At 44.8% G+C, this 19951-nt stretch carries 17 protein-coding genes and 1 pseudogene; 6 read left to right on the top strand and 12 right to left on the bottom strand.

Annotated features, from left to right (window positions below; genetic code table 11):
- Positions 1 to 111: 111 nt before the first annotated feature.
- From cspE to J4N43_RS24085, 4 genes and pseudogenes are all read right to left on the bottom strand, one after another.
- Positions 112 to 324 carry a transcription antiterminator/RNA stability regulator CspE gene (gene cspE, locus J4N43_RS24105; RefSeq protein ID WP_053307303.1) on the bottom strand — a complete coding sequence of 71 codons (213 nt, stop codon included), beginning with the start codon at positions 322 to 324 and terminating at the stop codon, positions 112 to 114.
- A gap of 1381 nt (positions 325 to 1705) precedes the next feature.
- Positions 1706 to 2377, bottom strand: a complete 672-nt coding sequence (locus J4N43_RS24095; RefSeq protein ID WP_033905380.1) for a hypothetical protein — start codon at positions 2375 to 2377, stop codon at positions 1706 to 1708.
- Positions 2378 to 2501: 124 nt separating this feature from the next.
- Positions 2502 to 2669 (bottom strand): annotated as a pseudogene (locus tag J4N43_RS24090) (IS481 family transposase); the annotation flags it as partial.
- A 138-nt stretch (positions 2670 to 2807) separates the two neighbouring features.
- Positions 2808 to 3221 carry a LysE/ArgO family amino acid transporter gene (locus J4N43_RS24085; protein WP_025589760.1) on the bottom strand — a complete coding sequence of 138 codons (414 nt, stop codon included), beginning with the start codon at positions 3219 to 3221 and terminating at the stop codon, positions 2808 to 2810.
- On the opposite strand from J4N43_RS24085, the gene J4N43_RS24080 reads away from it, so the two are divergent.
- On the top strand, positions 3198 to 3671 hold the full coding sequence (locus J4N43_RS24080; RefSeq protein ID WP_025594143.1) for a DUF4832 domain-containing protein: 474 nt from the start codon (positions 3198 to 3200) through the stop codon (positions 3669 to 3671). The genes J4N43_RS24085 and J4N43_RS24080 overlap by 24 nt on opposite strands.
- A 146-nt stretch (positions 3672 to 3817) precedes the next feature.
- On the opposite strand, the gene glpC is transcribed toward J4N43_RS24080, so the two are convergent.
- From glpC to glpA, 3 genes are read right to left on the bottom strand one after another with little or no spacing between them, the layout of a single operon-like run.
- Positions 3818 to 5044, bottom strand: a complete 1227-nt coding sequence (gene glpC, locus J4N43_RS24075; protein ID WP_004726856.1) for an anaerobic glycerol-3-phosphate dehydrogenase subunit GlpC — start codon at positions 5042 to 5044, stop codon at positions 3818 to 3820.
- Positions 5041 to 6366, bottom strand: coding sequence for a glycerol-3-phosphate dehydrogenase subunit GlpB (gene glpB / locus J4N43_RS24070; protein WP_014257458.1), 1326 nt, complete (start codon positions 6364 to 6366; stop codon positions 5041 to 5043). The genes glpC and glpB overlap by 4 nt, the downstream gene beginning before the upstream one ends.
- Entirely contained in the window at positions 6363 to 8033 is a 1671-nt protein-coding gene (gene glpA / locus J4N43_RS24065; protein WP_025594253.1) for an anaerobic glycerol-3-phosphate dehydrogenase subunit A, read from the bottom strand. The genes glpB and glpA overlap by 4 nt, the downstream gene beginning before the upstream one ends.
- A gap of 637 nt (positions 8034 to 8670) precedes the next feature.
- Between glpA and J4N43_RS24060 the strand changes: the two genes are divergently transcribed.
- Entirely contained in the window at positions 8671 to 9705 is a 1035-nt protein-coding gene (locus J4N43_RS24060) for an IS110 family RNA-guided transposase (RefSeq protein ID WP_140136440.1), read from the top strand.
- 300 nt (positions 9706 to 10005) lie between these two features.
- On the opposite strand, the gene J4N43_RS24055 is transcribed toward J4N43_RS24060, so the two are convergent.
- Positions 10006 to 10926 carry an IS5 family transposase gene (locus J4N43_RS24055; protein ID WP_025594252.1) on the bottom strand — a complete coding sequence of 307 codons (921 nt, stop codon included), beginning with the start codon at positions 10924 to 10926 and terminating at the stop codon, positions 10006 to 10008.
- A 112-nt stretch (positions 10927 to 11038) separates the two neighbouring features.
- On the opposite strand from J4N43_RS24055, the gene J4N43_RS24050 reads away from it, so the two are divergent.
- Positions 11039 to 12073 (top strand): IS110 family RNA-guided transposase, encoded by a 1035-nt coding sequence (locus J4N43_RS24050; RefSeq protein WP_064377512.1) that lies wholly within the window; start codon positions 11039 to 11041, stop codon positions 12071 to 12073.
- 557 nt (positions 12074 to 12630) lie between these two features.
- On the opposite strand, the gene J4N43_RS24045 is transcribed toward J4N43_RS24050, so the two are convergent.
- From J4N43_RS24045 to fes, 3 genes are all read right to left on the bottom strand, one after another.
- Positions 12631 to 13665, bottom strand: a complete 1035-nt coding sequence (locus J4N43_RS24045) for an IS110 family RNA-guided transposase (RefSeq protein WP_140136440.1) — start codon at positions 13663 to 13665, stop codon at positions 12631 to 12633.
- Positions 13666 to 13800: 135 nt separating this feature from the next.
- A complete protein-coding gene (locus J4N43_RS24040) occupies positions 13801 to 13995 on the bottom strand; it encodes an MbtH family protein (RefSeq protein WP_017634326.1) in 195 nt (64 codons plus the stop codon).
- Positions 13996 to 14018: 23 nt separating this feature from the next.
- Positions 14019 to 15338 (bottom strand): enterochelin esterase, encoded by a 1320-nt coding sequence (fes, locus tag J4N43_RS24035; RefSeq protein ID WP_053306971.1) that lies wholly within the window; start codon positions 15336 to 15338, stop codon positions 14019 to 14021.
- 186 nt (positions 15339 to 15524) lie between these two features.
- On the opposite strand from fes, the gene J4N43_RS24030 reads away from it, so the two are divergent.
- Together J4N43_RS24030 and J4N43_RS24025 are read left to right on the top strand one after the other, a co-directional pair.
- Entirely contained in the window at positions 15525 to 17618 is a 2094-nt protein-coding gene (locus tag J4N43_RS24030) for a TonB-dependent receptor (protein ID WP_017634328.1), read from the top strand.
- A gap of 259 nt (positions 17619 to 17877) precedes the next feature.
- On the top strand, positions 17878 to 18582 hold the full coding sequence (locus J4N43_RS24025; protein ID WP_170897313.1) for a nickel/cobalt transporter: 705 nt from the start codon (positions 17878 to 17880) through the stop codon (positions 18580 to 18582).
- Positions 18583 to 18662: 80 nt separating this feature from the next.
- On the opposite strand, the gene J4N43_RS24020 is transcribed toward J4N43_RS24025, so the two are convergent.
- Complete coding sequence (locus tag J4N43_RS24020) at positions 18663 to 18926, bottom strand: cupin domain-containing protein (protein WP_250155004.1); 264 nt, start codon at positions 18924 to 18926, stop codon at positions 18663 to 18665.
- Positions 18927 to 19409: 483 nt separating this feature from the next.
- Here J4N43_RS24020 and J4N43_RS24015 point away from each other — a divergent pair, with 483 nt between their 5' ends.
- Positions 19410 to 19949, top strand: a complete 540-nt coding sequence (locus J4N43_RS24015; protein ID WP_054579153.1) for a hypothetical protein — start codon at positions 19410 to 19412, stop codon at positions 19947 to 19949.
- Positions 19950 to 19951 lie beyond the last annotated feature (2 nt).

Genomic DNA, 19951 nt, shown 5'->3' with positions numbered 1-19951 from the left:
AGACCAAGCAAATACCAATATTATTTTAGATTAGTTTTTAGAGTCATCGGGCTGATTATTAAAATTAAACAAAAAAGACCTCGACTAACGAAGAGATCTTTTAAATAACTCTTATACTAAAGTAACGTTGTCAGCTTGTGGGCCTTTGTTACCTTGTTCAACATTAAAAGAAACCTTTTGGCCTTCAGATAATGTTTTGAAACCTTCGTCAGAAATTGATCTGAAATGAACAAAAAGGTCAGCACCACCGTTATCTGGAGTGATGAATCCAAAACCTTTAGTTTCATTAAACCATTTTACTGATCCAGTTGTTTTATTTGACATAATATATCTCGATACATTGAATTAATAAAAAAGAAAGCTACTAAATAAGGAATGAAGAAAAAGGTATCGCAGGATAGATATGACGAACTTAATCGAATAAAAACTGAGAAGATCTTGAACTAAATGTATTATCAATAGCTCACTGTTTGAGCTTCAGATACTATACACTATGTGTACATAATAGATATGCATTTCTTGATTAAAATTTCATTGTCTATTAAATCAATCACTTAACAGAAAAATCATAGTAAAAAATGGTACGTCAGTATGATATCATTAGAGTAATTATTGCAAACAGATATTCGATACAACAATAAAGCCTGTTTTTAACTTTGAAAGAGGTATAAACAAGTCAACACGAATCAACACGAGCCTTATTGACTTAAAGGCAAAGAATGAATTGCAGAAGTCAATAGAGCTAGTAATTGGTGTACCATCATGCGCTACTTAGCGATAGTCTATCCAACATATGAGCACAATAATCGAGTATTAAACTAGACTTTATTTGTCTGATTTTAAAGGAAATTATAGCAGTTCAACCGATGAGTGGACGACCATACATTCTTAGTTGGTTAAGTTTCTACTATTATCACACCTGTTAATAGGAATTTGGACAGTTTGTATGTGGATCAATAATGAAAACGTTGAGTTCCCCTACCCCTGTGTATATTTGTTGAAAAGAAGAGCGCTGCGATTTGTTTAGCCGTAAATCACCTCTCAAGTAGACCCTAGATCTAACTTAGTAAAGTGTCTACTAAACGTGGAGCATTCGGTTTATAACGCCGTATTAAGTGGTGAGTAATGCAGACCACTAGCCTAAAATACTGTGTCGTACACACTACAGCCAAAGCAAACGAAAAATGCTACACATTGCGAATCGCTCTTAAACAAGTTTGTTAGCATGTTGTTTCCGCAACAAACTCACTCACTTGAGAGCGTGTAATGAAGCGTACTTTAGTACCGTGAAAATCCTGAACAATTGTTGATGGAACTATCGTGAACTTTTGGATTCTCGCACCGAGTATTCAAAAAACCATTTCAATCATTCACGAAAACTCTTCTCCCCCAGTTCTTCATTAAATTGCTTAAAGCTCTCCGAACCATGAGCATAAAGAGAACTTTCATACTCAGACTATTCCAAATTCCAAATTCCAACATCTCAGCAGAAAAAAACAAGCTGTTCAGCTAATGTTGAGAGTTTCTTCCATTCGATCAAAGTTGAAGCGATCCAATACGAACCGCTCAGATATGAGACAAGGTAAACGGCCTTTGAGTACATTACGGTTGATTATAATCTGACGAAAAGACAGAGTGCTTAAACCCAGTTGACACTGAACAGCAAAATATCGCTTGATGAAGTGCCCAGTCTGACTGTAGCAGTTCAGGGGTAAAGTAGGCCATCAATATTAACGCGATACTTATAAGATAAGAAAAAATTATATTCTTCCAATTGTGAGGTACCACTTTGGGTAACAGGACTAAAGTTGTAAACCGAGATAACATGATTTCCTTTATTTGCTTCCAGGTAGACACCGACCGCAAGCCCTACTTCATCCATGCTTACTTGTTTTTTCTTACTGTAATCGGGATGTGTCACATCTGTGATCTGATAATCCCCCTTGAGCTTTAAATACCCAAGTCCCAATCCTGTTCCTAACTTTACATTCCATTCATTACGGTTGTGCCGGTTAAAGTGGTAAAAGAGGACCGGTACACCCGATAGGGCGTAGCCCGATATGGATGTTCCCAAATCAATGCCAGTGTCATTCCCGCCGACTTCTTGCTTATCAACTTTGAATATACTCCAATCAAATTGTAATTGAACACCAACGTTAGAATCTTTGCTAAAATAGTACTCGTCCGACAGGAGTGATACCGTCGGATAATACTTTATGTCGCTGGTCATGCGGGCAATTGTTTTTTCGTTATCCTTGGACTCTTGAATATCGATACTATTCATTGTGGCTTGTATGCCTATAGCGACTTCAGCGGCCAAGAGTTCGGATGAAAATAAGGAAGCGACAAAGGCAATAATTGACAGAACTGTTTTCAACAAAAAAACCATAATCAGGAATAATAGAAGGAAAGTAACAGCTAGCACTGTAGTGATCAACTAAACTGTAATAGTTCAGACATGATCTGACAGTTACCCACTTTTCGATTCAGTACCTGTCAAATTACGTCTGGGCTAAATTCTTTTTAGCCCAGATTGATTTCCCATCCTCTAATGTTTCTATTGGCATTCTGCCACAGCACATTTTTCCTTGATAAGTACGATGATTGTTGTAGTCCATCCATTCGTCCAGATCTTTTTGTAACTCCTCCATCGAACCATACAGTTTTTTCTAAACGTTATTTGGACAGAAATGGTTTAGAGTATTTACTTAAATTAGCAAAGGACGAATAACTTCTGGTATGGAAACTCAGTGTCCAATCTAACAGGAGCAATTTAGTTAATAGAAATGCAGCTTCATCGCGACGCTCTATATGTATTGGCTTAACAAAGGTGCTGCCAGCTTCAATGCAATACCACACATGATGCATGAAATCGCAGAATCTAAAATTCGCCATGTTCTTGGCTTACTAAAAAGTGGGATCAACTTGTTAGCCAAATACACTAATCCATAAAACCAGCCCCCTGATGCGATCAGTGCCCCTATAACAAACAATAGTTTTTCATCAGGTTCCATTTGAGCAGTCACGCCCCCGAGTATCACCACCGTATCCAGATATACATGTGGATTTAAAAAAGTGATAGCCATCGCCATTAAAACGACTTTTAACCAACTCTGGGCAATGTCCGAATTTTCCAACTCTAGGTGACTTGAACCTTTCCAAGCTGATTTTGCAGATTGGTAGCCATACCAGAAAGCTTGGATTGGGCGATTGCGCAGCACGCTTCGACATTGAACCTGAAATCGCACGTGGTGCCGACTCAGTATCGTGATTTGTTGGACGATGCGTTGGCTCAAATTGGCTATCGTCTGCGTGTAGACACACTGGTGCACCCTGCTGAATTGACGCCGGGCGCGACCATGACGGTTCAGGCCTTGCTTGTGAACGAAGGGAACGCGCCACCGTATCAGCACCATTATCTGGCGTATCGATTGGTGAATGAGGACGAAGAAACCGCGTTTTTCAACGTCTCAACCGCAGATGTCATGCGTTGGCTGCCGGGTGAACACGCGACCTCCAGCAGTTTCACTTTGCCTGAAACGATCCCCACCGGCCATTACTACCTTGAGTTGGCTTTGGTCGATCGCCATGCTGAGGCAGAAGTGAATCTGGCCAATGAAGGGTTGCAGGCGTCGGGCTGGTATCGCTTATCTGACGTGACCATTCGTTAGGTCGACAGCCTTCGCCATGCTGTGGTGCGATAGACAGCAGCAAACGAAAAGCGAAAGTGACAGAAGAAAAGCGGGCAATGCCCGCTTTTTTGTACGTTGAGCGTTGAAACGACTTTCTTTGAAGACGCCTTTTTGGGGTTGGAAGACTAAGCCAGTGCTTGCGCCAGCAAGCTGACCGGGTGAATGGTTTCCAGCGCGGTGTTCTCTTCGATTTGCCATTTACAGGTTTCGCAGTCGGTGATCGCAAAATCTGCATCGGAGGCTTTGATCGAGTCAAACAGGTGCGAGCCGATTTTCATCGACACGTCATAGTTCTCTTCTTTAAAGCCATAGGTGCCCGCCAAACCGCAGCATTCGCTATCGAGGACAATCAGTTCTAGGCCCGGAATCATGCGCAGTAACTCAATGGTAAACATCACGTTGCCACTGCGTTCCAAGTGACAAGGCGTGTGATAAACCACTTTGAGGTTGACCGGTTTCATTTTCGGCGCATTGCCATTCATAAACTCTTTCAGCAGGAAGCGCGTGACGTATTCAATGTCGTTGGACACTTGGCTGTTGTCGACGCCGAGCACATGCGGGTATTCCTGTTGCAGCGTGAACGAGCAAGTTGAGGAGGTTGAAATCACTTTGGTGTGATATTCATTGACCGCAGTTTCCATGTTCTTCACGTTCAGCAATGCGTTTTTACGCGCTTTGTCATGAAAACCGTTGGCAATCAAAGGCACGCCGCAGCATTTCTCGTTGTTCAGCAAGCGCACGCCAATATTCATCGCATTCAACACCTTCACCAGATCTTTGCCCAATTGTGGGTGGTTGTAGTTGACGTAGCAGCCATGAAAGTAGGTGACTTGGCGCTGATACAGCGGCTGGCTGGTGCAATTTTGTTTAAACCAGCGACGGAACGTGCCGTGCGAGTATTTCGGCAACGCTTTGTGGTCATGCACGCCGATGGTTTTGTGCATGATTTTTTTCACCAATGGCATCGATGTGGCGAAGTTCACCACTGGTGCAAATGGCGTGGCCAGTGAGCCGAACAGGTCGGTGTGGCTCAGCACGTAGTCACGCATCAGTTTCGGATTGAGCGGTTTCTTGCCATGTTTACCCCGCGCGACGGCGATGATGTCGCCGATTTTCACCCCAGAAGGACACGCGGTTTCGCAGCGTTTGCAGTTGGTGCAGTATTTAAGCGCTTCGTCGTAATATTCCGGGTTTTTAATGCGCAGGCGCTCGCCATCCGGCCCGCACTGTTTCGGGCCTGGGTAATCTGGGTTGGCTTTTGCCACGGGGCAGTACACCGTGCAGACGGTGCATTTAATACATTGGTCAAAGCTGGTATTCAGAGGAGCAGCTTTTGAAAATGGCGCGTTCATGCGAGCACCTCCTGATCGAATGGGTTAGGGTGAGACGCTGACAATTGAGGTTCTAGGCATTGCATGATGGCGTGGTAGGCGGTGCCAATCGCGACGCCGCCACCGCACCCTTCAAACACGGGATCGTATCCCGACAACATGGAGCCGCAGCAGTACAAGTTTTTAATGGTGACGCCGCTGCGCTGTGGGTTCAATTGCGCGTTGGTTTCGACACCGAATGCCATAAAAGGGTGTGAACGGTCGGCAAAGAAGGCCGGATTGCGCCAATCAACGCGTGCTGGTTTATGCGTCACTTGCAAGCCAAAGATCGGTTCTTGGATGGCGTGTTGCTCGGCATGCAACCCTTGGCTGAAATAGCTGCCGGTTGCCATGATGTAGTTGTCAGCGCTGATGGCCATGTCGCGCAGGTTTTGCGTTTGCAGGCTAACCAGACGCTCGCCGTCAAACGTGCCGTTGACCACTTTGTCGCCTTTGAGGTGAATGCCACCCAGCAGCAGGAAGGTGCGACTGAGCGCCTCTTCAATGCGAATACCCAGCAGCGATGGTGGCATGGTCGGCACTTCGTGAAATTGCAGTTGCGTGGTGTCGCGTAGCTTCGTTAGCAGCGTTAGGCCATCGCCGTTGCCCATGATCGCGGGCATGATCACCAAGTCGTTGCGATTGGCTGCACGCATCAAACCATCGCATAGCGCGGTCCACGCGGCATCGTGTTTTAGCAAACGTGCAATGTCGATTGAGCGCAGCTCATTTGGGTTGCGGCGGTATCCGTCAAACCCCGGAATCGACAGGGTGACCGTGTGAATCGGCACACCTTGAAAATCGGGATGCTGGTGAAGGTTATCTTTCAGCATTTGTGGCTGAAAATCGCGATAGCCATCGATCGAAACCACCACAATACGCTCAAACGAAACTTCTTGGCGGTGTTGGTAAACAAATGGCTGCGATAGCCAAGTCGCTTTGAGTGTGCCAAGCGGCGTGATGCGCCCGTGATTGGCCAAATCATCTTGATGCGATAGCGGCACGTTCGCGGTGGCGAGCGTTTGACGAAACCATTCCAGCCCTTTTTGCAGCGTGCTACGACCCACCGTGTTGTACGGATGGGACGGCGCTTGTTGCTGTAATGCGTCGAGGGCATCAAACGGGTGGGTGACCGCGCTGCCATCTGGTAATTTCGCCAGCACATCAATGGAGCCGGAAGAGAAATGTAACGCGCTTTGACCCTGATTGATGAGCACGGTTTTTTTGCCAGCTTGCAGGCTGCGAATTGCAGCGGTATAACCCGCAATGCCCCCGCCGATCACGGCCACATCATAATGCATCATAATTCCGCCTCCTGTTTTTGTTGTTCTGCTTGAGGGTGTTCTGATTGAGCGGGCTGGGGCAGGTCGCTGGCACCGAGTAATCCTTCGTAAATCCAATAGCTGAATTCCGCTTCGCGCAGCGCATCACCCCAGAAAATGGGTTTGATGCCTTTCCAGCGCTCTTCTAGAAAATCGACCAACAATTCACTCGATTGACAGCCATCGACCTGACCATATTCGGAAAACAGGCTGGCCGCACGGTAGATGCACAGTTCGCCCTGACAAGGGCCCATGCCTAAGCGAGTGCGGCGGCGCAGATCGACCAAGTTGTTGACGTCGAGCTGTTTAATCGCGTATTCAATTTCGCCCGCAGTGACCATTTCACATTCACAAATAATCGCTTGGCTCTTGGCATCGTCAGACAAGAATTGCGTGGCGCGTTCACCATGGCGATAAATGGCGGATTCATACACCGGTTTGGCGATGCTGGCGGTTTTCTTGATGGCTTTTGGCGTTTCGTTTGACCCCGGCAGTGGGCGCGTGTGGGTTTCGCACGCCTGAGTGTTGCCCAGTTTCTTCGCCACTAAGTCGGTCGCCCATTCCGCCATTAAGCGGTAGGTCATCAGTTTGCCGCCGGTAATGGTGGTGAGGCCTTTGAGGCCGTCGCGCTCTTGGTGATCGAGCAAAACGATGCCGCGGCTGATATTCCGGCCACTGCCATCGTCATCTACCGAAACCAAAGGACGTACCCCCGCGTAGGCACGCAGTACGCGCGTATTGGCCATGATCGGCGCAAGTTTCGCGCCTTCTGCCAACAGCACATCCACGTCACGTTCGGTGACGTGCAAGTTGTCGATCTGGTCGTAATCAATGTGTTCGGACGTGGTGCCGATAAGTGAAATGGTGTCGCCGGGCACCAGAATGTCGGCATCGGAAGGTTTACGGCAACGGTTGATCACCAAGTTATTGATGCGGTAATCGAGGATCAACAGCGAGCCTTTGGCAGGGAACATCTTGATGTTGAGGTCGGCATATTCGCAGATATGTTGTCCCCAAATGCCCGCGGCGTTGATCACTTCTTTGGCAAAGATTTCAAACTGTTGGTTGGTGCCCAATTGCAAACAGCGTACACCGAGTATGGTATCGCCTTGGCGAATCAAACTGGTGACGATGGTGCGGTTGAACATGCGCGCGCCGTGCTCTTTGGCATCAAGGACGTTCGAGGCACATAAACGGAACGGATCCAGCGTGCCGTCGGGCACTTTCACCGCACCGATCAGCGCCGGGTTCACGTTCGGTTCGAGCGCGAGTGCTTCTTTTGGCGTTAAACGGGTCGCTTCGATACCGGCATTGCCGCAAGCCTGAATAAAGGTGTCTTGAAAGCTGAGTTCGTCTTCAGGCAGGGTAATGAATAGGCCGTCAGTCGCTTCCACACAATGGCGAGCGATGCGTTTGAGCGTTTGGTTTTCTTGAATGCATTCTTTGGCCGATTCTGCATCAGTGACGGCATAGCGCGCACCAGAGTGCAGCAAGCCGTGGTTACGACCCGTGGTGCCGGAGGCGATGTCATCTTTCTCTAACAGAATGCACGCGATGCCTCGCAATGCGCAGTCTCGCATGATGCCTGTGCCGGTCGCGCCGCCGCCAATGATGACAACGTCGGTTTCCATTCGTTGATAAGCCGTCATGACCTTTACCTTATGCAACTTTAATAAACTTACAACTAGTATGTTTTTTTTTATCATTTACGTTCGATATATTGCTCACAAAAGCGCGAACGAGCGTTAAATTGATAGTTTTGGTGATTGTTTCGTGTGGGTGTGGAGAAATTAACCAACAATGTTGCTGGTATTTAACAGGGTTAGGCACATATTTGTTACATGTAAATCGATGAAAACAGGAATAAATTCGCTAACGAGCTGGTCTGATGTGCAAGCGGAGTCAAGAACGTTGTTGGTAAATGAAAACGTATGATGCCTTGTTTAATAAGCAATTGCTCAGTTTATTAGGGTTTTCTTGATTAGAAAATGGCGCGATAAAAACTAACCCTACTGATGAAATGATCAAAATGATGCGCCAATTAACAAAAAACGAGTTTGACATTAACAAACTTGTGCTCGAACGCTCATAAATTTCCTTGTTCGATTTTCGAGAGTGCTCTTCTGTGTCAGATTTGCCCACACAAAGTTTGTGTACATAACTATAAACAGGACTCTTACTTATGACTCGAACAAAACAACAGGCTTTGATGTGATGGACGCACTTCCCTTCTAGCACCGTTGTACCAAACTAATGGTGCAACCAGTAAGAGCAGGAGTAATCATCATGTCTATTAAAGTTGTCGGTATCGATATAGCCAAAAACCTCTTTCAAGTATGCGTGTTGAGTTCTGATGGACAAATCTTGTCAAACCGAAAGGTAAAGCGTGACAAGCTTCTTGATACAGTCCGTCAATTACCAGAGAAAACGGCTATTGCGATGGAATCATGCGCAACTTCGCATCATTGGGGCAGAATATTTCAAGAGCTTGGACATAGCGTAGCTCTTATCCCAGCTCAGCACGTAAAGCCATTTGTTGGGCGACAAAAGAATGATGCTAATGATGCGAGAGCAATTTGCGAAGCATTTTCTAGGCCTGATATTCATTTTGTTCCTGTTAAGTCTGTTGAGCAACAAGACCTCAAAGCAATACGCAGTGTCCGTAAACGCTTGGTGGAGAACAGAACTGCCTTGTCGAACCAGATCAGAGGACTCGCCGCTGAATACGGAGTGGTTTTCCCTTTGTCTATTAAAGCTTTGCGAAGTCATTTACCGATAGCTCTTGAAGATGCAGAGAATGATCTTTCCCCAGTAATGAGGAACTTACTGCAAACTTTATACTGTGACTTTGTCAGCCTTAGCGAAGAGATAGATGAAATGACCCAAAGTGTCACCATGTTGAGTCAGCAAAATCCAAGGTATGAGGCTATTCGGAATATTCCTGGTTTTGGTCCGATTTTGACAGCGGCACTGATTAGTGAGGTAGGTACTGGACACCAATTCCAAAATGGTCGCCAGTTCTCAGCATGGTGTGGCCTGGTTCCAAAACAAAATAGTACAGGTGGAAAAAGTTGTCTCGGCTCTCTATCGAAGAATGGTAATCGCGAATTAAGAGCATTACTTATTCACGGCGCTCGCGCAGTGGTTCGGTGTGGAGCTAACAAAGTGGATTCTATGGGAGCATGGTTGAGAGGACTCATTGCACGCCGAGGCAAAGCAAAAGCGATTGTCGCTCTTGCAAACAAGCTCGGTCGGGTAGCATGGCACATCTTGATGAAAAATAGTGAATACGATATTAATCAGGCCTTTAAGCCTGTTTGATAAAAAATAGCAAGTTCTAAGGAGTTATCCTAGAGAAGCAACTGAGTTTGCAATAGCTGATGAATAAACGGTGAACCATCCTTACTACACTCTGATAACGCAACATGGTTATTGAAACCGAGGCTTTGAAAAGACAGTGAGGGGCGGATTACATCATGGCGCAGGTTTATTATCGACCTAGAAAGACGTCGGATATATGTTAGCGACCGTATCATTCAATTAGCCATTGCATCCTGAGGTGCGTCCATATATGTTGCTTAATTCGATGAGAAGACATGGTAGCCCCATGTTGTTCAGTTCTTAAACAACATACTGAGTTTCAGGCATACCCAGCCCTGTAAGCTTGTTCAGCGCTTTGATCATAGCGTAAGTCTCACCAACTTGAGCGTTGTAGTCCCTCAGGCTTAATTTCCCACCTAACAACTGTTTTACCCGATACATTGCTGTCTCTGAGAGCGAGCGCTTATGATAACCATACCGCTTTTTCCATTTCTTGTTAGAGCCGTAGAGCTTCTGGCAACCCACTGCTAAGTTGCGAGGATGTCCTCGTTCCCAGAAGGCTGCCCCTTCTCGTGGCGGAATGAGCGGAACAGCTCGCTTGAGCCGTATGGCATCATGGCAATTCCTTGTGTCATAAGCACCATCGCCTGATATCTCAATGATTTTACGGCGTGTCTGCTTAAGCAAGTTGGGAAGTACTTCGGCATCGGTTACGTTAGATAAGCTCAGCTCTGCTGCGACTATTTCGTGGGTGCTAGTATCTACTGCGATATGCAGCTTACTCCAAACCCTACGCTTCCCGTCAGTACCATGCTTCTTGACCTTCCATTCGCCTTCGCCATAAACCTTGAGGCCAGTGGCATCAATGGCTAGGTGTTGTATCGCACCTCTGGTTTTAGTTTTAAATGAAACCTCAACTTCCTTAGCTCGACGGCTTATACAGGTGTAGTGGGGACAAACTAGCGGGATGTTAGCCAGCTTAAATACCGAGTCTAGAAATCCTTGCAGTGCTCTCAACGGCATAGAGAATATGCGTTTCACCATCAGTGCAGTAGTAATGGCTAAGTCGCTGAATTGGCGAGGTCTGCCGCGCTTGCCTTGTTTGTTTTGCTTCCACTCGGCTATCGCTTCCTCATCAATCCAAAAGGTCAGAGAGCCACGGTTTATTAAGGCTTTGTTGTACTGCGTCCAGTTAGTTGTTTTGTAACGAGGTTTAGGCATGAGGCTACGACGATTAATGGGTGTAGCCAATGGTATGGACACCCCTCACCCTTATCACACTGGATTAGCTACATTATATAAACATGGTTTATTCGTAGGATGGGAGGCTCAGATGGGAACGATTATTCGTGTGGGTGTCGATTTGGCAAAAAATGTGTTCCATATTCATGCTGTTGATGAAAATGAAAAAACGACCTGGCAGGGAAAATATGCAAGAAACACATGGTTAAAAGCGATCATGAAACGAGTGCCTTTTACAGCAATCATTGGAATGGAAGCATGTGGTTCCTCTCATTACTGGGCAAGAGAACTTATCAAAGCGGGGTATACAGTGAAGCTTGTTGCAGGTCAATTTGTAAAGCCTTATGTCAAAACGAATAAAAATGACAAAGTCGATGCTGAAGCCATTTGCGAAGCGATAAACAGGCCGAATATGCGCTTTGTGTCTGTAAAGACGAGCGAGCAACAAGATATTCAATCAATGCACCGTGTCCGAGAAGAACTAATTGCTCAGAGGACTGCCAGGGCTAATCAGATTAGAGGCTTAACCGCTGAATATGGAATCGTTGCACCTGTTGGTATCAGTAATTTGAGAAAACATATTCCCTACTGGTTAGAAGACGTAGAAAACTCGTTATCATTCCAATTTAGGGAGTTGCTACAAGTATTGTACGAAGATTTAATCACGCTAGATGAACGCATTGATAAGGTAACTAATAAGATAAAATTGAGTCTTAGTGACAACCCTGTTGCTCAAAGATTAATGAAAATCATCGGCATTGGCCCACTCGTTTGCAGTGCACTACTTATTGACCTTGGTGATGGCATGAGTTTTAAAAGAGGTCGAGATTTTTCGGCATCATTAGGGTTGGTTCCTCGACAATACAGTACTGGGGGACGAGAGAGGTTATTAGGTATAAGCAAAAGAGGCAATGGATACCTGAGAAAGTTATTGGTTCATGGCGCCAGAGCTGCATTTCGCTATGTTAAGGATAAAACAGACGCCTTAAGTTTATGGATCAAAAAGCTAAGTATCACTAAGCATCCGAACGTAGCGATCATCGCGCTTGCGAACAAGTTGGCAAGGATCTCGTGGGCTATTGTTGCCAAAGACGTTGAGTATGACGCATCTCGCGCTGCGGCTTAAATGTTATTGATTTTTGAAAACAGTTATATGAAGAATTGCATAGTAAAGAAATGATGGAAAATAGGTCAAACCAACATTATCAAAACCCAACCTGATCAAAGAGCTAATAGCTCGTGTAGCCGTTTGGGAGTTAATGTGCGGATAACGCCATTATGGTTCGATGCGCAATTAAGGCATCACTAATAAAACCGAATACACGTGGGCAGTTATACCTTCATTTTCATTAAAATTTACTTGCAATAGAGGGAGTGTCCATACACGATCAGATCGTAGCTTCTTGATTTAGTTCCATCGATTTAAGCAACATATATGGACGCACCTCAGGATGCAATGGCTAATTGAATGATACGGTCGCTAACATATATCCGACGTCTTTCTAGGTCGATAATAAACCTGCGCCATGATGTAATCCGCCCCTCACTGTCTTTTCAAAGCCTCGGTTTCAATAACCATGTTGCGTTATCAGAGTGTAGTAAGGATGGTTCACCGTTTATTCATCAGCTATTGCAAACTCAGTTGCTTCTCTAGGATAACTCCTTAGAACTTGCTATTTTTTATCAAACAGGCTTAAAGGCCTGATTAATATCGTATTCACTATTTTTCATCAAGATGTGCCATGCTACCCGACCGAGCTTGTTTGCAAGAGCGACAATCGCTTTTGCTTTGCCTCGGCGTGCAATGAGTCCTCTCAACCATGCTCCCATAGAATCCACTTTGTTAGCTCCACACCGAACCACTGCGCGAGCGCCGTGAATAAGTAATGCTCTTAATTCGCGATTACCATTCTTCGATAGAGAGCCGAGACAACTTTTTCCACCTGTACTATTTTGTTTTGGAACCAGGCCACACCATGCTGAGAACTGGCGACCATTTTGGAATTGGTGTCCAGTACCTACCTCACTAATCAGTGCCGCTGTCAAAATCGGACCAAAACCAGGAATATTCCGAATAGCCTCATACCTTGGATTTTGCTGACTCAACATGGTGACACTTTGGGTCATTTCATCTATCTCTTCGCTAAGGCTGACAAAGTCACAGTATAAAGTTTGCAGTAAGTTCCTCATTACTGGGGAAAGATCATTCTCTGCATCTTCAAGAGCTATCGGTAAATGACTTCGCAAAGCTTTAATAGACAAAGGGAAAACCACTCCGTATTCAGCGGCGAGTCCTCTGATCTGGTTCGACAAGGCAGTTCTGTTCTCCACCAAGCGTTTACGGACACTGCGTATTGCTTTGAGGTCTTGTTGCTCAACAGACTTAACAGGAACAAAATGAATATCAGGCCTAGAAAATGCTTCGCAAATTGCTCTCGCATCATTAGCATCATTCTTTTGTCGCCCAACAAATGGCTTTACGTGCTGAGCTGGGATAAGAGCTACGCTATGTCCAAGCTCTTGAAATATTCTGCCCCAATGATGCGAAGTTGCGCATGATTCCATCGCAATAGCCGTTTTCTCTGGTAATTGACGGACTGTATCAAGAAGCTTGTCACGCTTTACCTTTCGGTTTGACAAGATTTGTCCATCAGAACTCAACACGCATACTTGAAAGAGGTTTTTGGCTATATCGATACCGACAACTTTAATAGACATGATGATTACTCCTGCTCTTACTGGTTGCACCATTAGTTTGGTACAACGGTGCTAGAAGGGAAGTGCGTCCATCACATCAAAGCCGTTTATTCCTTAGAAATTTAATTATTATCGTCGTGGCTATTTGTTTGTTTTTTACACACGAATGTCGTGCCAATTCGCTTCGATATAATCAATGCAGTCTTGCTTTAGTGACGGACCAAATGTGCTTTTCCAGCCAGGAGGGATCCCTTTGAACTCAGGCCATAAACTATATTGATTGTTGTGATTAATCAGCACAAAGAACTGGTTTTCAGGTTCGTCAAAAGGATTAATGTATTTCTCAGACATAGTTAACTCCAATCATAGAAAAATCAGGATTCAAAATTAAAAACATATGACAACCCATCAATGATGCCTCCGCGCCAACACAGGCGTTCATGTCCACCATCAAAGGTGCGAAACGATAACCGATGGTTTTGTTGCTTAAGTTGCTGGTACAGGTCTTGGCTCAAGTCCACCATGATGTCTTCCCCTAACCCAACTTCCATAAAAACACTTAGCTTTACGTTAGAACCAAGGCCAGAATGAACCAATTGACTCATTTGAGTTAAAGGTTCGCTTGTTTGAAGAGGAGAATATTCACTAGGTGGCTTCACTAACGAAAAATCAGGCCACCAGAATGAACCCGACTGACAAACAACCGCACCAAAACGGTCCGGATGGTTCAATCCGGCATACATCGCACTCAAACCACCAAGGCTTTGCCCAACAACAGCCGTACGATTAGCCTCATTAGTAATTGGGAAATAATGACCAACCAACGGCAGCAGTTCTTGAGTGATAGCCTGCCAAAACAAAGGGTTGCAACTGAATTCTTCACTACGCAGCGCTCCATTGATTTCATCAATGAAGACATACAAGGCAGGTGGAAGCTGACCGCTGCTCGTCGCATCGGTCAGCGCACTGAACAGAGGCATGGATTGAGACCAAAATTGACCATCTAAGACTAAAACCAATGGCAGTTCAGCCATTTGGTCAGCGCTGGCTGTCGAATACAACCAAACATAGCGCTCATTACCTAAACACTGGCTAGTCCAAGCCAGCTGCATGCCCGCTCCTGCCTGAACATTGCCATTTTTTGTATCGAACCTTGACCAAGCACTTTGCGATACTGCCTTTGGCATAGATAGCGGCGTTTTCGAACGTCCCCATTCGCAGGCTGACAAATTGTTTTTACTTAAATCATCGCGAACACTAAGAGGAAAAATGGTTCTCAACCACTCCCGATGCTTGGTGCGTTTCTCTTGGTATGTTCCGTGGTACGCTGGTTGGACGCGTTCATGTGTCACTGGAATAAACGTGTAGCTCCCACGCCACGTACTGTTTACCCTTGCCTTATAAAACCAAACATCCGTTCCTTTGACATGAGTAAGCCTTGCCATATCAAAGCTGTGATGATCAGTAATACCATTGATATCAATGTATATTTCCTTAACACTGTCATCCGTGTTTCGCCAAAGAAATAGCAGCTCAACGCTTGTATTATCTTGGGAAAGGATAAAAGGTGTTCCTTTTGTCTGCACCTCGTTCCACCAACATGGGGCTCCTACTTCTTCATTATCTTCAAGTAAACCACTTAAAACACTATTGATATTCTTATTTTCTATTATTCGAAAAGCCTTTATATCCATCACAAATCCAACTTGTACGTCGATACTTCATGCATATCTTCTAGTAATGAGATGGCACAAACTTATATCATCATTGTTGTGAATAATAATAATTATCATTAGTATTATTGCCGCAACACTTTTTTACATAAATGTTGTTACAACATCAAATGTTTTCTTCTTTTTTTATTAAGGAATACTCAGGTCATGAAGCCCATGGATTTAAACAGTGGCATAACCATCACTAATACTGGCAAGACTAAACTTGCCATGCTCATTGGTGTAATTTGCCTTGGAGCCAGCACCACTCTTTCAGCAGAGCAAGTGGACAACAGCAATACTAAGAAAGGCCAAGAAACCCTAACAACCCTAGAAACCATTGTGGTACTTGGTGAAAAACTCGGTGGTACACTTGCTGAGAACACAAGCTCAGTCACCGTTTTTACTGATGAAGCAGACAATGGCGAAGATCAAACATACTACGATCTACTCGATCGCGTCCCGAATGTACTGAATGCCCCTTCTGGTATTCCACATATTCGAGGTGTCGATGGTCGTGGGCCTGGTGAAGGCTTCCTTTCCTTCATGACAGGAGCGACACCAAGGGTGAATACAACCGTTGATGGCGTGTCAGAGTCATGGACTGGTGAAGCCTTTGGTAAAGCCGGATTGTGGGATACAGAACAAGTAGAGATTTATAAAGGCCCTCAATCAACCAACCAAGGCCGAAATAGTATTGGCGGCGCGGTGGTCATCAAAACCAAAGATCCAACGTTCCACTTTGAAAGTAAAGTTCGTGGTGGCTACGAAAACGAAGATGACAAATATCACTTAGCTGGTGTTGTTTCTGCCCCAATCGTGTCTGAAAAGCTCGCATTTCGATTAGCCGCCGAGGGCACAAAGGGTAATACACCAATTGATTACTCGCTGCCCGATAATGACCAATATCCATGGGACCCTTCTGAAGTTGAATCCTATAATGTGAGAGGTAAGCTGTTATTCAAACCGATGTCTAACGATAAGCTTACGCTAAAACTAACATTGGCTAGCCGTAATGAAGAAGGTCAATATACAAATCTGGTTTCTGAAAAAGGTAAGTTTGAATACATTGATGAAAACGGTACTCGACGTCAAACAACCGAAAGCTGGAATGCAAATTTTGACATAAATTACTTAATCAATGATGAATTAACCCTTGATGTATTGCTTGCGCGCCGAGACTATAATACGAAATTCAAAGCTTATCCTCGTACGGACTGGTGGGGTGATGTTGATGAAAAAAACTACACAGCAGAAGCGAAGCTATCTTATAACTCGTTAGATGACAAATACAATGCCATTGTCGGGGTAAGCAGTTTTTACAAAGATCAGGATACGCAAACAGACTCGATGAAGCGTAAAGATAAAGTTCTGACCAACTCAATTTACTTCGATTCAAAAGTCCAGCTCAATAACCGTTGGGGCTTGCTACTTGGCGCTCGTTACGAAAAAGATGAGCTGAAGCGTGATTTTGACCACGCAAGGTTCCCACTCGATTTCAATGCTGATGAAAGTAACGGTATTTTGCTACCAAAAGTCGGTGTAACTTTAAATGTATCAGACAATTCAATGCTTGGACTTACTGCTCGTAAAGGATACAACGCTGGCGGACTTGGATACAACGAGTACCAACAACAGGTCTTTGTGTTTGAGCAGGAAGAAGTCTGGACTTATGAGCTAAGTTCCCGTTCAACTTTCCTTGAAAATAGACTTGGTTTGACTGCAAATGTCTTCTACAACGACTATGAAAACTATCAAACGGTCGTGTATGGTGACAGTGGAAATCGTTTCGACAATTACATAGCAAACATCCCTAAAGGAAAAACATACGGTACTGAAGTTGAAACCAATTACTGGTTTGACTCAGGTCTGGACGTATTCGCATTTGTAGGCTTGTTAAAAACAGAAATCACCGAAGGACCAAGCGGTACTGTTGAAAACTTAAATGGGAATGAGTTCAGTTATGCACCTGAAGTGTCGGCTGGTCTTGGCTTCACCCAACAGCTAGATTCGGGCATTTTCTTTGGTGCTCGTGTTAATCACGTAACGGATTACTTTACAGATCTCGCCAACACCCGAAGTACGTCAGCAGGCGACTACACCATATTGAATCTCAATGCAGGTTATGCCATGAATGATCTCACCATTCGGGCCTACATTAAGAATGCAACAGATGAAGATTACGTTCTTCGCCATAAGAATGATCTTATCGAAATGGGCGGACCTCGTACATTCGGTCTTGTGGCTGATTACCAATTCTAACAACACAAAGTGCTACGATGTTATTGTTATATAGTAACTTAAGGATGTATTGTCTATTAAGGCAGATAAATCTGCTTTTTTCGTAACGTTTATTAAGTACATCGTGACTTGTGTGTACGGCATGTATAGAGAATAGTATTACTCCCTACCAAAGACAAAATAAAGAATCGCAATTAGTCAACTCAATGGATTCCAAAGGAATCCATTTTTTTCTTCACAAAGCTAAAATGATTAACTACGGTATATCAGTGAATACCTGATGCTCATCAGCCAAGGGCAACTGTTGTACTTGTTGGGCTTCAGCTTTCTGTATGGTTTACTGCATTCGGTTGCCCCTGGACACGGTAAAACGGCAGTGACGTCAATGAGCTTGATTCATGGCTACCGTCGCCGACAAGCACTTGTGTTAATGGCGATTATTGCCGCCCTACAAGCCGCGAGCGCGTGCATTCTTTTCGTGATTACTGCCAAGATTGCAGAGCAGTTTGCTTTCAGCCTTTCCGATAATGTTCGTCTGCTGACGCAAGGTTGTGCGGTGTTTATTGTTTTATTGGCGCTGAAAGAGTTTGCGTCGGTGGCCAAGCGCCGCATCAAGCAAACACGATCTCAAGAAGATGATGATTCCGCAGGTTCTAATGACAATATTTCATGGAAAGCACTGCTACTCATCGGCTTCCGCCCTTGTACTGGGGCGGTGTTAGTTCTGTTTCTCTCTAACATGCTAGGCAGCTTAATGTGGGGCATGGTCGCGACATTCGTGATGGCTTTAGGAACGGCAATGACCAACTCGATATTGGTGTTCAACGCTTTAACGATTCAACGCCAAATGAAAAATCACAGCGCCAAACCCAATGCCAACTTGAGCAATACGCTTAACCTCGTGTTAGCAGTCACCATGGTGGCATCGGGCTTTATTCTCTATAACTTTGCCAGCGTGGCAGGATTGCAGAACTTCGTCAGATAAGTACCGCCAGCAATAAACGCAAAAGCCCCAACACTTGGTTGGGGCTGAATTTACATTGATTTGTATTTCAATACTGCGTGTTACTTAGGCTCGCGCAACAGGTACAGCATCAGCTTCAATGGCGTTTTCGCGATAATGCTGTGAGGCAAATGCGCGTCCATCAACAACCAAGCGCCAGCTTTTAGTTCCTTCGCCTCTTCTTCTAACGTGAACGTACATTCTCCTTCGAGTATTTGTGCAATCGCTGACACTGCTGCAGTATGTTCGCTCATTTCTTCACCTTCGGCGAAACCGAAGATAACGTACCAACCATCAATTGGACGCCAGAAAAAACGGTGAAGCAAGTTGGCAAACTCCCGATTCAAGTCAATTTATACCTGCGAACCTTAAACGGACGATGGGTGGCAAAGCTCCTCGAGCAAGGTTTAAGGATACCGTTGGGGGGAAGACGTTCTTTCTAAATGCACCATGTTGAATAAATACAACATGGTGGTTCTGTGTACGATGTTGACAACTTAAGAGCCCCCGTAATACAACACGAGGATTAACAACGAATAGCATTAGAAGAATGGATTACTTTTAGTAAGGCAAAACCCAATTAACAGGATATGAATGAGTATTTACTCTGTCTTATAATGGGGCAGTAATGAGTTAACCAAATTGTGCCCCCTAATTACCTTGAATTGTACAGATAAACATTACCATAAAGTTCGCCTGAGCTAGAATCCAAAGAAACGTTACAAGACAGTGACGTAATCGAGCTTTAACGTTAATATTAGCCCTACTCCACCCCATCCTTAAAGCGCCGCTCCAATCATGGAGTGGGCATGACATTACAAACTAGCCGAAAGCAAGTTCCAGTCAGTGCAAAGCGCCTGAGAAAACTTGCACCTAACTGGTCATACGCGAACAACATTCTTAACTTTGGTTGCGGTAAGTTTCCAGACCTAACAGAAGAATACCTTACTAACTACCACAAGCAGAGCATGACGGTCACTCACTTTGACCCGAACTCAAAAACCAAAGGCGTAGTGAACAATATTGCCGAAATTGACAGCTCAAAGCGCCGTTTTTGCGTCATGTTGTGTGCGAACGTACTTAACATGTACAAAGATCTTGATGCAGCGATCGCAGACATGGCCAAGATTGATTTTGATTGCGCGGTCATCCAAATCTATGAGGGCAACCGTTCCGGTAAAGGCCGTAAAACGCGAGACGGCTACCAACGCAATGAGCCTGTATCGGCTTACCTACCTATCCTAACGAGCAACTTCCACAAGTTCGATGTGACCTTACACCGAAGCGATAAGTGCATCACTATCGTTAAAGGCCGTAAGTATTACGAGCTGGACGATTTGGAGGACTAATC

Source organism: Vibrio sp. SCSIO 43009 (assembly GCF_023716525.1).
In the GTDB taxonomy this organism is placed as follows: Bacteria; Pseudomonadota; Gammaproteobacteria; order Enterobacterales; family Vibrionaceae; genus Vibrio; species Vibrio alginolyticus.
Note: the sequence above shows the minus strand (reverse complement) of the source record. Positions and strands in the feature narration are given on the sequence as shown.